The following is a 15236-nucleotide window of genomic DNA, read 5'->3' as shown; positions in this document are numbered from 1 at the left end:
CAAGAGCCTTGAGCCCGCTCAGTCCAGCGTTCGCCGGAACCGCATCAGTGCCAGCAGGGCGTAGATGAAAACGAACAGGCATAGCGCCAGCATGCTGGAGGAAACGGCATGCAGGTCGGCGCCTTTCAGCATCACGCCGCGGATCAGCCGCAGGAAATGCGTCAGCGGGAAGGTTTCGCCCAGGTACTGCGCCCAGACAGGCATCCCCCGGAACGGAAACATGAAGCCCGACAGCAGCAGCGAGGGCAGGAAGAAGAAGAACGTCAGCTGCATCGCCTGCATCTGGCTCTTGGCAGCCGTGGAGATGGTATAGCCGAGCAGCACCAGCGCCAGCACGAAGATGAAGATGCCTGTGAGAAGCAGGCTCATCGAGCCGAAGAACGGCACCGAGAACAGCAGCCAGGCCGCGCTCAGCACCACGGCAACCTGCACCGCGCCCACCGCGAGGTAAGGCAGCACCTTGCCAAGCATGATTTCCATCGCCGTGGCCGGCATCGCCAGCAGGTTTTCCATCGTCCCGCGCTCGCTTTCGCGCGTCAGCGCCATCGATGTCATCATCACCATCGTCATCTGCAGGATGACGCCGAGCAGGCCGGGCACGATGTTGTATTGCGTGATGCCTTCCGGGTTGTAGCGCCGGTGCACGATGATGTCCGGCGGCTGGGGAACTGTTCCGGACACCTGGCCGGCATCGCCGCGTTCCCGTTGCAGCGCCTGGCTTGCGACCGTCGACAATGTCGAGATGGCCCCCGACGCCACCGACGGATCGGTCGCATCGGCCTCGATCAGCAACCGCGGGTGATCGTTCCTGAGCACCCGCGTGCCGAAATCCGAGGGGATGGTGATGACGAAGGAGACCTCGCCAGACGCCAGCATGTCCTCGGCCTTGCGCGCGTCTGATCCGTGCAGCACGAACCGGTAGTAGCCGGTATTCTCCAGCGCCGTGACCATGGCATGGGTGTAGCGGTCCTGGCTGAAGGCGACGAGCGCAGCCGGCAACCCCTTCGGATCGTTGTTGATGGCATAGCCGAACAGCACCAGCTGCATCAGCGGCACCCCCAGCATCATGGCGAAGGTGATGCGGTCGCGCCGCATCTGGATGAATTCCTTGGTCAGCATCGCTCTCAGGCGTGCCAGCGAGAACCAGCGGTTCATGCCATGTTGTCCTTCGATTCCGCCATGAAGCGGATGAACACGTCCTCCAGGCTCGTCTCGCCCTTGTGCGCCTCGGCGCCGGTCTGTTCCGCCGTCTGGCGAACCGTCTTCTCAAGCGCGTCCGCGTCGCCGCCGACGACATGGATCGTGGTGCCGAAAGGCGCCACCTGTTCCACCCCGGGCGCGCCGTTGAGGGCGCGGACCGCTGTCGTCAGGTCGCCGCCTTCCAGCACCCATGTGGTCAGGTGCGCATCGGCGACCACTTCGCCCACCGTGCCGCTGGCCAGCAGCTTGCCGTAGGAGATGTAGTGGATCCGGTGGCAGCGTTCCGCCTCGTCCATGTAGTGGGTGGAAACGAGCACCGTCAGCCCCTCGGCGGCGCGGCCATGGATCTCGTCCCAGAAGTCGCGCCGCGCCTTCGGATCGACGCCGGCCGTCGGTTCGTCCAGCAGCAGGAGGTCGGGCTTGTGCATCAGGCAGGCCGCCAGCGCGAGGCGCTGTTTCCAGCCGCCCGACAGCGTGCCGGCAAGCTGGTTGCGGCGGCTGGTCAGGCCAAGATCCTCCAGCGTGTCGGCAACGGCCCCCTGCGGCAACTGGTAGAGCCGCGCCACGAAGCGCAGGTTTTCCGCGATCGACAGGTCCTCGTAAAAGGAAAAGCGTTGCGTCATGTAGCCGGTCTTCAGCTTGATGGCGCGCGCTTCCGTCCGCATGTCATGCCCGAGAACCGTTCCCTCGCCCTCGTCGGCCGTCAACAGGCCGCACATGCAGCGGATGGTCGTCGTCTTGCCGGACCCGTTTGGCCCCAGGAATCCGGCGATCTCGCCACGGGCGACATCCATCGACACGTGATCGACCACCGTCTTGTCGCCAAAGCGCTTGACGAGATCCCGGACCGAAATGGCAGGATCGCTCATGACCCGGTACCCGGCAGGCGAACGTCGACGATCTGTCCCGGCTTCAGCATGGCCGCGCCGTCGTCGGGGCGCGCTTCGACCAGGTAGACGAGCTTCTGGCGGTTCTCCAGCGAGTAGATGACCGGCGGCGTGAATTCCGGTTCGTCGGACACGTAGGACACCGTCGCCGTCATCCCCTTCGCGCAGCCGTCGCAACTGACCGGCAGTACCGTACCCCGGCTGATCTGCGACAGGTCCGGCTCCGCGACGAAGAGCTTCAGCTTGACCCCGCCCTGCGGCAGCAGCGCCAGCACCGGCGCCTGCGGACCGGCCAGTTCGCCCGGGTTCCGGATCACGTCGGTGATCTGCCCGGCTTCCGGCGCCGTCAGTTCCCGGTTGTCGAGTCGCCACCGGGCATTGTCGAGCGAAGCCCGGGCCTGGTCGCGCGCCGCGCGCGCCGCCTTGATCTCGTCGGCGCGGGCCGGCAGCCGGGCCACGTTCAGGTTGGCCTTCAGTTCCCGCACCTTCGCCTGCGCCACGGCGAGTCCCGTCTTGGCGTCGTCGAGCGAAGCCTGTGTTGCCACGCCCCGCCGCGCCAGGTCGGCCATCCGGTCAACCGTGCGCTGCGCATCCTCCTGCTGGGCCTCCGCAGAATTGAGCGACGCCTCGATGACGGCGATTTCCTCCGGCCGCTTGCCCTGGCTGATGTTGGCGAGCTGGCTTTCGGCCTGCGCAAGGGCTGCTTCCGCCTGCGCGACGGCAATCGTCGCGTCGCGCTTTTCCATGTCGGCAAGCACGGTGCCCTTGGCCACGCGGTCGCCGCGGCGCACGTGCAGCACCTCGATGCGCGCCGTCTCGATCGGCGCCACCAGCACGGTCTCCGCCTCGGCGTAACCGGTCACCATGGCCGGCCCAGGCTCGCAAGCGGCCAGCCATCCGGCGACGAGCGGCACGGCGCAAAGAAGTTCGATCATGACGGCCTCTCTTTCCTCGCCGCGATCATGGCGGCGAGATTGATCTTCATGGTCCGGGAAAGCTCGCGGATCTCGGGGTCACCCATCGCGTCCCACCCCATCCGGGCCAGCACGATCGGCTGGCCGATCCGGAAGTAGAGCAATTGTCCGGCGAGCGCGAAGACCGCGAGCTTCGTGTCCGCGCTGTCGGGATCGGTTCCCGCCGCCGCGGCAAAAATACGGCACAGGTTGCCGTGGATAGGCCCGATGATCCGTTTCAGAAGCAGGTCGAAGACAGGGCTGTGCTCGCCGACCTCGCGCAGGACGAAGGAACTGATGGAGCGGCCTTCATGGCTGGCGATGATCTCCGCGATGAAGCGGTCGATCACGCCTTCGAGGAACGCCTGCGCCCGGGCCGGGTCCCCTTCGGCATCGAAGCCGGCCGCCGCGCCGCCGACATGGCCGAGGCGTGTCGCGATCGATTCCGCGCAGGCCATGCGCAGGCCTTGCTTGCCACCGAAATGGTAGGCGATGGACGCGATGTTCGTGTTGGCAAGCGCGGCGATGGCCCGCGTCGACGTGGCCGCGTAGCCGTCACGCCCGAAGAGAACGAGAGCGGCGCGGATCAGCGCCGCACGGGTCTCCTCGCCGCCACCCCTGGATCCCTGGTCCGTGTCTGTCATGCCGCGCTCCTGGAGCAAGTCCGGCGAAAGCGGAAACGGCTTTCGCGCCCGGAATTGCGCAAATGAAAGCATCTCGGGCATCCGGCTGATTCAACGAACTGCGGGAATGCCCTGACACAAATAATTTAATCAATCGATTGATTAAATGCAAGGCCGAAATACGATGGCGATCATCCGGCGCCAGATGGCGCTGCTTCAGCCGCGTTCGTGGATGGCTGCCTGCTCCCGCCCCTCGCCCTCGTCGACGTCGTCTTCGTCGTCGAGAAGGATGCGTTCAGCGGCGCCGTCCAAATCCTCGTACTGGCCGCTTTTCAGCGACCAGAGGAAGGCGCCCAGCCCGAGCGCACCGAGAAAGAGCGCGATGGGAATGAGAAAGACGAGGACGTTCATGCATGCATTCCTATTCGCCGGGCTCCAGCCGGGAGACGCCACCGGCAAGGCCTTCGTCTTCGCGCACGGCCGCCAGCCGCATCATCATCAGCCGCATGGCATTGGAGATGACCAGGATCGACGATCCGGACATGGCGACGGCTGCGAGCAGCGGCGTGACATGGCCGGTGATGGCCAGCGGCACCGCGATGATGTTGTAGATGACGGCAATGGCGAAATTCTGCCGGATCAGTTGCCCGGCCCGTTTCGAAACGGTGAGCGCCACCGGCACCGCGTCGAGCGAATCCCGGAGGAATACGAAATCCGCGGCATTGCGGCCGATATCGGCCGCGGTTGCCGGCGCCATGGAGACATGTGCGGCATTGAGCGCCGGCGCGTCGTTGAGGCCGTCTCCGACCATGAGCACCCGGTGTCCCTCGGCGGATGCCGCCTGGACGCGGGCGACCTTGTCGGACGGCAGCATGTCTGCCTCGTAGGGGATGTCCCCCAGCCGGCGCGCGATGTCGCCGACGGCCTGTCCGTGGTCGCCTGAAAGGATGCGTGACGGCAATCCGGCCCCGGCCAGAGCCTGCAAGGCCTGCGCCGCACCCGGCCGGATCCGGTCGGAAAAGCGGAACACGGCCATTTCCCGGCCGTCGAGCGAAAGCGTCGTCGCCGACAGCCCGTCGGTCGGGCTTGCGGTACCTTCCGTGACGGCCCAGCTCTTGCGGCCGAGCCGCCAGACACCGTCGGCGCTGCGCCCCTCGATGCCATGGCCCGGTTCCTCGCGGATCGCGCTGAACCCAGCGCCCCCCGTGTCGCGGTAGGCCGCCAGCGACTGGGCCACCGGATGGCGTGAGTGGCTGGCGAGATCGGCCGCGACGGCCAAGAGGTGCGGCGGCACGTCACCGGCATCGGCTAGCCGCGGCTGGCCGATCGTCAGCGTGCCGGTCTTGTCGAACAGGGCCATGTCGGCCTCTGCCAGCCGCTCCATGGCACTGCCGTCCTTGACCATGATCCCGCGCTCGAACAGGCGCCGCGCGGCCACGACCTGGACGATCGGCACCGCCAGCCCGAGGGCGCAGGGACAGGTGATGATGAGAACCGCGATGGCGATGGTCAGCGCCTGGTGCCAGTCGCCGCCTGCCCACAGCCAGCCGATGAACGACAGGAATGCCGTCAGGTGGACCACCGGCGCATAGAGTTGCGCGGCCCGATCGGCAATCCGCCGGTAGCGCGCCTTGCCGCCTTCGGCCGCTTCCATCAGCCGGACCATTTCCGCCAGGAAGGAGTTTTCCGCCCGCGCGGTCGCCTCGATGGTCAGCGGCCCGGTCAGGTTCAGCGTTCCCGCCCGCACCGCCATGCCCGGCACGACAGCCTGCGGGACGCTCTCGCCCGAGACCAGCGAGCAATCGAGGTCCGATTGTCCCGACACGACCTGCGCATCGACAGGGACCCGGTCTCCGGCGCCGAGATGGATGTGCATGCCGGGCTCGATCTCGCCGGTCGCCACCCAGCGCCGTTCGCCGCCGGCGTCCTCGACCAGCGCACCACGCGCCGCCATCCGCGCCAGCCCCTTCACCGCCTTGCGTGCGCGTTCGCGCATCACGTGGTCGAGCGTCCGGCCGATCAGAAGGAAGAACAGCAGCGTCACCGCGGCATCGAAATAGGCATTTTCGCCGTGGTTCAGCGTGTCGTAGAGGCTCATGCCGTAGGCGAGCAGCACGCCGATGGAAATCGGCACGTCCATGTTGGTGCGCCCGTGACGCAGCGCGCTCCAGGCCGACAGGAAGAAGATGCGGCCCGAGTAGGCCAGCGCCGGGATGGCGATGATCGCCGAGATCAGGTGAAAGACGTCGCGCGTCGCCCCTTCCGCGCCCGACCAGACCGACACCGACAGGAGCATGATGTTGCTGGCCGCGAAGCCGGCAACGGCCACCGCCCGCATCAGCCGCGAAAGTTCCGCATCGCTGTCGTCTGTCTCGAAATCGAAGATGTGGGCCGGGTAGCCGATCGAGGCGAGCTTGTCGCAGAACGGCGGCACGTGGGCGCCATCGGCCCATTGCACCGCCACGCGCCGGGTGGACAGGTTGACACGCGCCGAAACGACGCCGTCCACCTCCTTCAGCGCGTTCTCCACCGCCACGATGCAGGCGCCGCAATGGACGCCGGGAACCGACAGGTCGGTCTGGCGCAGGCCGTCGCCGACCGGGCGGCTCGCTTCGCGCAACTCCTCTTCCATCGGCAGGCCGTCGAGGTCGCAGGCGTCGCCTTCCGTGCCGGGGGCGCAGCAGCTCATCCTACTTGGCTCCCTCGCCCTTCACGAACATGCGGGTGGCATAGCGGTAAGGGGTTTCCAGCCCGGCCTCGGCCAGCACCTCGACGACCCACTGTCCGCCGACGAGATCGGTCGCAACCGTGTGCATCCCCGCCCCCTTGTCTTCCAGCGCGATCACCTGGTCGAGCCCTTCGTGAGCCGGGCGCATCAGCTTCACCTTCACGCCATCTGTAGCGACCGGTGAACCCTTGGCGTCCAGCAGCTTGAAGCGCAGCTCGCCGCCCTCGTAGGCGACCGAGGGGTGCCAGCCCAGCGCCGCATGCTTGCGGGCGATCGCCTGCTCCTCGTTGAAATGCTGGCTCGCCACGTAGGAATTGTGAACCACCAGGCCGGACCAGGTCGAGTTGGCGAAATAGGCGAGCGTCAGGTTGACGGAGATGATCGTGCCGAAGAAGAGCACCAGCACCGCCAGCATGTGTTTGCCCGTGAATTCGCGTTCTGCCATTTTTCCGTCCATGATCACTGCTCCGGGGTGAAGAACTTGGCGCTGTAGACATCGCGCTCGTTGGATTGCTTGTCCTCGGCGATGAAGCGGAAGGTGGAATCGCCCTTCAGGGCATAGTCCTTCGGCACGGTGACGAAGACCTTCAGGTTGCGCAGCTTGTCCGGATCGACCGGCACCGCGTAGCTGTAGCCGCCAGCGAGCTGTTCGAGCTCGGGAATGTCCAGCAGCGCGCCGGGAATGCCCTCGATCTTCAGCAGGATCGTGCGCGGTTCCGGGATCATGTTGAGCAGCTTCACCGAATAACCGTTGCGGATCGAGCCGTCCGACAGCTTGACGTATTGCGGGTTGCGGTCATGCAGGACGTTGACCTCGAGCCGGTCACGCGAGCCGAGCGCCACCAGCAGCGCCACGCCGATGGCCGACCATGCCGCCAGGTAGACCAGCGTGCGCGGCCGCGCCAGGATCTTCCAGCGGAAATGCCGGACCTCGGGCACCAGCTTGCCGTCCGGGCCATAGACGCGGCGCGGGTCGGCGGGATGGACCCCGTTCTCGGTCGCCAGCGCCATGTTGTGGGAATAGGTCGCAAGCGTCGTGTAGGAGATCAGCCCGCGCTCCTTGCCGAGCTTGTCCATGATGTTGTCGCAGGCGTCGATGCACAGCGCGCAGGTGATGCATTCAAGCTGCAGGCCGTCGCGAATGTCGATGCCCATCGGGCAGACCGCCACGCAGGCGTTGCAGTCCACGCAATCGCCCACCTTCTCGCCGCGCGCCGCCATCTTCTTGGCGTGCTTGGAGCGCGGCTCGCCGCGCCAGGCATTGTAGGTGACCGTCAGCGAATGCTCGTCGAGCATGGCGGCCTGGATGCGCGGCCACGGGCACATGTAGGTGCAGACCTGCTCGCGCATGAGACCGCCGAACACGTAGGTCGTCGCCGTCAGCACCGCGACGGTCATGTAGGCGACGGGCGCCGCCTTGCCGGTGACGAACTCCATCAGCAGCGTCGGCGCGTCGGCGAAGTAGAAGATCCACGCGCCGCCGGTGGCGACCGCGATCAGCAGCCAGATGGCGTGCTTGATCACCCGCTTGGAGATCTTGTCGAAGGACCACGGTGCGTTCTCGAGCCGCATGCGGGCGTTGCGGTCGCCTTCGACCGCGCGCTCGACGACGAGGAAAAGATCGACCCAGACGGTTTGCGGACAGGTGTAGCCGCACCAGGCGCGGCCCACGGCCGAGGTGACCAGGAACAGGCCGATGCCCGCCATCACCAGCATGCCGGCCACGAAGAAGAATTCCTGCGGCCAGATCTCGATGAAGAAGAAATAGAACCGGCGATGGGCCAGGTCGATCAGGATCGCCTGGTCGGGCGCGAACGGCCCGCGGTCCCAGCGCAGCCACGGCGTCAGGTAGTAGATACCCAGCGTGATCGCCATGACCAGCCACTTGAACTGGCGGAACTGGCCGCTCGCCCGCTTCGGGAACACCTTCTTGCGCGCCGCGTAGAGCGGCTGGCGCACCTTGGCGGAATTGACCGGCGATGCCTCCAGCGGCTCCACGTCCGGTGCCTCTCCGGCGTGGCGGGCTTCCGCCTCCATATCCTTCTTGTCCTTGGGGTCTGTGGTCGCCGTATCCATGGATATTTGTGCTCCGATGCCGGGGGAGCGCCGCCTGGCAGACCGTACGAACCGGGTGTCTTGGGAGGATGCCCCGGCCGCACCTGTTGATCAGACGATGCTAATGATGCATTTCGCCGTCACGTTTATCGGCGCAGGATGGATCACGCGTTGACATGGGTCAAATCCGATCCGCACGGCGCGACGTTTTCACTCAAGCGCGAACGAAAACGGCCCGGCATTTCTGCCGGGCCGCGGAGTGGCGTTGTCCCCGTCGGGGACGCTGGCTGGCGATCAGGAGCCGCCGCCCAGCGAATGGACGTAAACGGCCAGTTCCTTGACCTTGGTGTCGCCGAGACGCGCGTTCCAGGCCGGCATGACGCCGTGCTTGGGATTGCGGATCTGGGCGGCAATCGCGTCTTCGCTCGAGCCGTAGAGCCACAGCGAATCGGCCAGGTTCGGCGCGCCGACTTCCTTCATGCCGCGGCCATCCTCGCCATGGCACGCCGCGCAGTTCTCGGCGAACACCGTGGCGCCTGCCTTTGCGGCGGCTTCGTCGGACGGCGTGCCCGACAGGCTGGCGACATAGGCGGCAACCTGCTTGATCTGCTCGGGTTCGAGGATCTCGCCGAAGGCCGGCATTTCCGAAACCCGCGTATCGTCATCCTGTTCGTAGCGGATGCCGTGCGCGATCGTCGTGTGGATGGCGTCGATGTCGCCGCCCCACAGCCAGTCGTCGTCGTTCAGGTTCGGGTAGCCCGGACCGCCCTGCGCACCGGAACCGTGGCACTGCGAGCAGTAGACCTTGAAGGTCGACGCGCCCGCCGCCGTGGCGAAGGTCCGCATTTCGTTGTCGGCCAGGATGCCCGGAAGATCGGTGTTGGCGATCTTCTCCACCAGCGAGGCCTTGGCCGCATCGGCGGCCGCCATCTCGGTGGCGACGGCACCACGGCTGGACCAGTTGAACAGGCCCTTGGTGTTGGTCGTCAGTCCCGGCCAGGCCGGATACACGATCGTGTAGCCGATGGCCCAGATGATGGTGAAGTAGAACGTCCACAGCCACCAGCGCGGCAGGGGATTGTTCAGTTCGCGGATGCCGTCCCACTCGTGACCGGTGGTCTCGACGCCGCTGACTTCGTCAATGTGTTTCTCGCTCATTGTTCAGTCCTCTTGGAGCGGGATCCGGGCCGCCTCTTCCGCGTCGCGCTTGGAGCCCGGGCGCAGGTAGACGAACGCGACCACACCGACGAAGACGAGGCACATGAAGGCCAGTCCCCAGCTGTCGGCGAATGCGCGCATGGTGTGATAGTCCATCTCCATCTCCCTTGCTCCCTTAGCGATAGTTGGCTTCGGCGTCGTAGCTCTCGAAGTCGACGAGCGTGCCCAGCATCTGCAGATAGGCGATCAGCGCGTCCATCTCCGTCAGCTTGGTGGGATCACCGTCGAAATCGCCGAGCTTGGCCTTCGGGTAGCGGGCTTCGACACCGGACGTATCCGCGTTCGGGTCGGCCTGCGCCTTCAGGTCGGCCAGCGCATTGTCGATCTTGTCCTGGTCATAGGGCACGCCGAGTGCGGCGTTGGCCTTCAGGTGATCGGCAATGTCGTCAGCCTTCAGCTCGGTCGTCTTCAGGAAGCTGTAGCTCGGCATGATCGATTCCGGCACCACCGAACGCGGTTCGGTGAGGTGATCGACATGCCACGTGTTCGAGTAGCGGTTGCCCACGCGGGCCAGGTCCGGCCCGGTGCGCTTCGATCCCCACTGGAACGGATGATCGTACATCGATTCCGCGGCGAGGCTGTAGTGGCCGTAGCGTTCGACCTCGTCACGGAACGGACGGATCATCTGGCTGTGGCAGACATAGCAGCCTTCACGGATGTAGATGTTGCGGCCCGCCAGTTCGAGCGGTGAATAGGGACGCATCCCCTCCACCTTCTCGATCGTGTTCTGAAGCCAGAACAGCGGGGCGATTTCGACCAGGCCGCCGATGGTGACGACGAGAAAGCTGAACACCAGCAGAAGCGTGGCATTGCGCTCGATCTTCTCGTGCTTGGCGAGGAGGCCTTGCTTTTCTTGGGTAGCCATTTGTCCGGACCCCCTTTATTCGGCCGGCGCAGCGGCCGGAGCGGCGGCAAAGCCCTGCTCTTCGCGCTGATGACCGAGAATGGTCATGGTGATGTTGTAGGCCATGATGATCGCGCCCGTCAGATAGAGCAGACCACCAAGCGTGCGCAGCGCGTAGTACGGGTACATGGCAGCCACGGACTCGGCGAACGAGTACACGAGGAAGCCCTGGTCGTCGTATTCACGCCACATCAGGCCCTGCTGGATACCGGCGACCCACAGCACGGCGGCGTAGACCACGATGCCTAGCGTTGCGAGCCAGAAATGCCAGGTGACCAGGCGCAGGCTGTACAGCCGCTCGCGGTTCCACAGCTTCGGCACCAGGTAGTAGATCGCGCCGAACGAGATCATGCCGACCCAGCCGAGCGCACCGGAGTGCACGTGACCGATGGTCCAGTCCGTGTAATGCGACAGCGAGTTGACCGCCTTGATCGACATCATCGGACCTTCGAAGGTCGACATGCCGTAGAAGGCCACCGCGATGACCATCATGCGGATGATCGGATCGGTGCGGATCTTGTCCCAGGCGCCCGAAAGCGTCATCAGGCCGTTGATCATGCCGCCCCAGGACGGCATCCACAGCATGATGGAGAACACCATGCCGAGCGTCTGCGCCCAGTCCGGCAGCGCCGTGTAGTGCAGGTGGTGCGGACCGGCCCAGATGTAGAGGAAGATCAGCGCCCAGAAGTGGATGATCGACAGCCGGTAGGAATAGACCGGCCGGCCGGCCTGCTTCGGGATGAAGTAGTACATCATGCCCAGGAAGCCGGCGGTGAGGAAGAAGCCCACGGCGTTGTGCCCGTACCACCACTGGGTCAGCGCGTCCTGCACGCCCGAGAAGGCGGAATAGGACTTGGTGCCCAGGAAGGAGACCGGCAGGCTCAGGTTGTTCACCACGTGCAGCATCGCGATCGTCACGATGAACGACAGGTAGAACCAGTTCGCCACGTAGATGTGCGGTTCCTTGCGCTTGTAGATCGTGCCCAGGAAGACCAGCAGGTAGGCCACCCAGACGACCGTCAGCCACAGGTCGACATACCATTCCGGCTCGGCATACTCACGGCCCTCGGTGATGCCCAGCAGGTATCCCGTGGCGGCCATGACGATGAAGAGCTGGTAGCCCCAGAACACGAACCACGCCAGGTTCCCCCCGAACAGGCGTGCTTTCGTGGTGCGCTGGACGACGTACATGGACGTCGCGATTAGCGCGTTGCCGCCGAAGGCGAAGATGACGGCGGACGTATGCAGCGGACGCATGCGGCCGAAATTGAACCAGGGTTCGATGTTCAGGTCCGGCCAGGTCAGCTGGGCGGCGACGATGACGCCGACCAGAAAGCCGACGACGCCCCAGAACATGGTAGCGATGGCGCCATAGCGCACCGGACCGTCCATGTAGCCGGACGTGTCCTTCGGCGCGCCGGCGAACGAGGTGCGGCGCATCAACACGAGTGTGAAGATGGCAAGCGTTAAGGCGAGAATGCCCATGTGCGCCTGGAAGAGGCTGTCATGGGCGAAAGCCGCACCAAGGATTGCCAGGAACGTGGCAATCACCAGCGCGACGATTTCGGCCGCGAATGTCATGAGTTTGACCCCCTCACGAGTCTGTACGGGTTAAACGATCACGGGGCACTCCCCCGCGATCTTGCGCTGAGCAATGCGATGCAAGGCTGGCAGCCGCATTGATCTTGATCAAGGATGCTAAATTGGTTCGTTGGCATAAACCATCGGTCATTGTTACCTGCATCGTTGAATGGGCTGCGCGCATGGCAAGCACACCATCCAGGGCTGACAGCCTGTGGGATATCGAGGGACTGTCTCGTTTCGGCGGAAATCCGCTGGAAGCGTTCCTGCGCACCCACGAGGATCAGCTTGCGCTTTGCCGCATGCTGGAGGAAATCGCCGACTCGCTTCCCGATAACGTCGACAAGCAGAAATGCATGCATGCCGCCCGCGAGATCTGGCCGCTGTTGCGCGGCGCCCACAGTTTCGAGGAAAAGGTCGTCTTCCCGATGTTCGTGGAGCGCCTGTCCCATGTCGCGGGTCTGCCCGAGACCATTTCCAGGCTCAAGGCCGAGCACGCCGAGGACGAATGCTACGCTGAGGAGCTGACCGATTCGCTGCTCCTGCTCGGCGCCGGCGACAAGGGTCTCAACTTCGATACCGTCGGCTACATGCTGCGCGGGTTCTTCGAATCGGTCCGCCGCCACATTGCGTTCGAGCGCGAACACGTGATGCGTCTGGCCACCGAGGCCGGCATGACGAACGGCCCCCAGGGTTCGGCCTGAGGACGGATCCGGTCTGCGTCAGAGGCTGGCGCGGTCGTTGAGACGCTCGATGTCCGGCACCGTGATGTGCCGGTTGTTTTCGATGTGGATGACCCCGTCCTTGCGCAGCTTGGTCAGCTGCCGGCTGACCGTCTCGATGGTCAGGCCGAGAAAATCCGCGATGTCGGCACGCGTCAGCGGCAGGTCGAAGGTGATCGGGCCTTCGCTTTCCGAGGCTTCCGGATCGACGTTGACGGCGATCAGGTGCAGGAAGCTGGCGACCTTCTCTGCCGCCGTCTTGCGCCCGAGCGTCAGCATCCAGTCGCGCGCTTCGTCCAGTTCCTTCAGCGTCTGCTCCAGGAGCTTGTGCTCCAGGTCCGGCGATTCGTCGATCATCCGGTCGATCAGGCCCTTGGAGAAGCTGCACAGTTCCACGTCGGTCGCCGCCTCGGCCGAAAACCGGCTGGAGCGCGAGAAAGGCCGGCCGAGGAAATCCGGTGCGAACTGCAGGCCGACGATCTGCTGACGCCCGTCGGAAAGCATCTTCGTCAGCTTCACGACGCCGCCGATGACGTTGGAATACTGCGACACGTCCTGCTCTTCACCGACGAGCTCCGTGCCCGGGTCGAGCTTGCGCCGGACAGAATGCTTTGACAGCGTCACGAGCTGGTTGGTGTTCAGCGCGCCACAGACGCCGCGGTGCCGGGCATCGCATGCCTGGCACAAGGTAGGCACCCCTGTCGTGTGGACGTCTTCGCGCACTTTCTTGTCCATTCTCAAATCCTAGCAGTGCTGCTTTGCAATAGCCACATCGCAATTGCACCATATTAGCTTTCCACGCGACAATGTGCCGCGACGTCAGGCAGGTCGCTTGCAGCGCCGTTTTTCGGGCCGATTGATACGGATCAACGCCGCCCTGTCCATGGTCCCATATCCAGACGACTTGAAAAAATGTCCGGACAATGAGCGTCATGCACAACGAACTGATCGAGCGATACGCGAAACCCGTTCCCCGCTACACCAGCTACCCGACGGCGCCGCACTTTACACCGGACATCGATGCGCGGGAATACCGCTCGTGGCTCGAGGCCATCGAGGCGGCGACGCCCCTGTCGCTCTACGCGCATATCCCCTTTTGTGACCGACTGTGTTGGTTTTGTGGCTGCACCACCAAGCAGGTGCAGCGCTACGATCCCGTCGAGGTCTACCTCGATTCCCTGCGTGCCGAGATCGCCCATGCCGGGGACGCCGTCACCGGCCAGGCCCCGGTCCGGGCGCTGCATTTCGGCGGCGGTTCCCCGACCATGCTGAAGGCCGGCGACATCAACCTTCTCGGCGACACCCTGCGCGCCCACTTCTCCTTCGCCGCCGATGCCGAGATCTCCGTCGAGATGGATCCCAACGACATGACCGAGGATCGCTTCGATGCCTATGCGGCCATCGGCATGACCCGGGCCAGCCTCGGCGTGCAGGATTTCGACCCGGCGGTGCAGAAGGCGATCAACCGCGAACAGACCGTGGAGCAGACCCGGTCCGTCGTTGACGGCGTGCGCCGGCGCGGCGTCCATTCGGTCAATCTCGACATCCTCTACGGATTGCCGCACCAGACCGTCGACAGCATCGAACGGACGGTGCGCGCCTGCCTCGACATGGATCCCGACCGCATCGCCCTGTTCGGCTACGCGCACGTACCGTGGATGAAGAAGCACCAGACGATGATCGACGAAACGGTCCTGCCCGGCCTCGTCGAGCGCTTCCGCCAGCAGGACCATGCCGCAGCCATGCTGCGGGACGCAGGCTTCGTGGCCATCGGATTCGACCATTTCGCCAAGCCGACCGACAGCATGGCGCGGGCAGCGACCGCCGGCACGCTGAAGCGCAATTTCCAGGGCTACACCACCGATGACGCCCCGGTGCTCATCGGCCTCGGCGCTTCCGCCATCGGCCAGATGCCGCAGGGCTACGTGCAGAATTCACCGGCCTCGGGGGACTACCAGCGCCGCATCGCCAACGACGGCTTTGCCACGGTTCGCGGCGCCCGCCTGACCGACGAGGATGTCATGCGCCGCGCCGTGATCGAGAAGCTGATGTGCGATTTCGCCTTCACCGGCGATTGGGTCCGCGACAACTTCGGTCAGCAGGCCAGCCGGATCATCGCCGAAGCCGACAGCCTGGTGGCGTCCGACCGCGACGGCCTGTTTGCCCGCGACGGCGGCACCTATCGCGTCACCGAGACCGGCCGTCCCTTCGTCCGGGTCGTCGCGGCCCACTTCGATGCCTACCTGCACAAGGGCGTCGCGCGTCATTCTGCAGCGGTCTGAGGAGGCCGCGGCCAGGTCCTGCCTGTCCGCCCACTGCAACGCGAAACGCCGCGGACGGGATGTCCGCGGCGTTTCCTTTCGTC

Annotated in this window: 15 protein-coding genes; 2 read left to right on the top strand and 13 right to left on the bottom strand. The window is 65.1% G+C overall.

All coding sequences use genetic code 11. The features are described from left to right. Positions 1-18 precede the first annotated feature (18 nt). From CSC94_RS14440 to ccoN, 12 genes are all read right to left on the bottom strand, one after another. Positions 19-1155, bottom strand: coding sequence for an ABC transporter permease (locus CSC94_RS14440; protein WP_099307049.1), 1137 nt, complete (start codon positions 1153-1155; stop codon positions 19-21). Then, the gene (locus CSC94_RS14435; RefSeq protein ID WP_099307048.1) at positions 1152-2069 is read right to left on the bottom strand and encodes an ABC transporter ATP-binding protein; all 918 of its coding nucleotides are present in this window, start codon (positions 2067-2069) and stop codon (positions 1152-1154) included. Before CSC94_RS14435 ends, CSC94_RS14440 begins: the two co-directional genes overlap by 4 nt. Next, positions 2066-3019: an HlyD family secretion protein gene (locus tag CSC94_RS14430; protein WP_099307098.1), complete on the bottom strand. Its 954-nt coding sequence runs from the start codon at positions 3017-3019 to the stop codon at positions 2066-2068. The genes CSC94_RS14435 and CSC94_RS14430 overlap by 4 nt, the downstream gene beginning before the upstream one ends. Continuing rightward, positions 3019-3684, bottom strand: coding sequence for a CerR family C-terminal domain-containing protein (locus CSC94_RS14425; RefSeq protein WP_165784440.1), 666 nt, complete (start codon positions 3682-3684; stop codon positions 3019-3021). The genes CSC94_RS14430 and CSC94_RS14425 overlap by 1 nt, the downstream gene beginning before the upstream one ends. 195 nt (positions 3685-3879) lie before the next feature. Next, positions 3880-4074, bottom strand: coding sequence for a cbb3-type cytochrome oxidase assembly protein CcoS (ccoS, locus tag CSC94_RS14420; RefSeq protein WP_099307046.1), 195 nt, complete (start codon positions 4072-4074; stop codon positions 3880-3882). Positions 4075-4084: 10 nt separating this feature from the next. Next, positions 4085-6352, bottom strand: a complete 2268-nt coding sequence (locus CSC94_RS14415) for a cation-translocating P-type ATPase (RefSeq protein WP_099307045.1) — start codon at positions 6350-6352, stop codon at positions 4085-4087. Between the two features lies 1 nt (position 6353). Further along, positions 6354-6836 carry a FixH family protein gene (locus tag CSC94_RS14410; RefSeq protein ID WP_245408354.1) on the bottom strand — a complete coding sequence of 161 codons (483 nt, stop codon included), beginning with the start codon at positions 6834-6836 and terminating at the stop codon, positions 6354-6356. A gap of 14 nt (positions 6837-6850) precedes the next feature. Beyond that, positions 6851-8428: a cytochrome c oxidase accessory protein CcoG gene (gene ccoG / locus CSC94_RS14405; protein WP_099307097.1), complete on the bottom strand. Its 1578-nt coding sequence runs from the start codon at positions 8426-8428 to the stop codon at positions 6851-6853. Between the two features lie 312 nt (positions 8429-8740). Continuing rightward, entirely contained in the window at positions 8741-9604 is an 864-nt protein-coding gene (gene ccoP / locus CSC94_RS14400) for a cytochrome-c oxidase, cbb3-type subunit III (RefSeq protein WP_099307043.1), read from the bottom strand. Positions 9605-9607: 3 nt separating this feature from the next. Beyond that, positions 9608-9760 carry a cbb3-type cytochrome c oxidase subunit 3 gene (locus CSC94_RS14395; protein WP_099307096.1) on the bottom strand — a complete coding sequence of 51 codons (153 nt, stop codon included), beginning with the start codon at positions 9758-9760 and terminating at the stop codon, positions 9608-9610. A 19-nt stretch (positions 9761-9779) separates the two neighbouring features. Beyond that, positions 9780-10529, bottom strand: a complete 750-nt coding sequence (gene ccoO / locus CSC94_RS14390) for a cytochrome-c oxidase, cbb3-type subunit II (RefSeq protein ID WP_099307042.1) — start codon at positions 10527-10529, stop codon at positions 9780-9782. A 15-nt stretch (positions 10530-10544) separates the two neighbouring features. After that, complete coding sequence (gene ccoN, locus CSC94_RS14385; protein ID WP_099307041.1) at positions 10545-12149, bottom strand: cytochrome-c oxidase, cbb3-type subunit I; 1605 nt, start codon at positions 12147-12149, stop codon at positions 10545-10547. Positions 12150-12331: 182 nt separating this feature from the next. Between ccoN and CSC94_RS14380 the strand changes: the two genes are divergently transcribed. Continuing rightward, positions 12332-12853 (top strand): hemerythrin domain-containing protein, encoded by a 522-nt coding sequence (locus CSC94_RS14380; RefSeq protein WP_099307040.1) that lies wholly within the window; start codon positions 12332-12334, stop codon positions 12851-12853. A gap of 18 nt (positions 12854-12871) precedes the next feature. Here CSC94_RS14380 and CSC94_RS14375 read toward each other — a convergent pair whose 3' ends face one another. Then, a complete protein-coding gene (locus CSC94_RS14375; RefSeq protein WP_099307039.1) occupies positions 12872-13606 on the bottom strand; it encodes a Crp/Fnr family transcriptional regulator in 735 nt (244 codons plus the stop codon). 197 nt (positions 13607-13803) lie between these two features. On the opposite strand from CSC94_RS14375, the gene hemN reads away from it, so the two are divergent. Continuing rightward, positions 13804-15153, top strand: coding sequence for an oxygen-independent coproporphyrinogen III oxidase (gene hemN / locus CSC94_RS14370; RefSeq protein ID WP_099307095.1), 1350 nt, complete (start codon positions 13804-13806; stop codon positions 15151-15153). Positions 15154-15236: the final 83 nt, after the last annotated feature.

Source organism: Zhengella mangrovi, from assembly GCF_002727065.1.
GTDB lineage: Bacteria > Pseudomonadota > Alphaproteobacteria > Rhizobiales > Rhizobiaceae > Zhengella > Zhengella mangrovi.
Note: the sequence above shows the minus strand (reverse complement) of the source record. Positions and strands in the feature narration are given on the sequence as shown.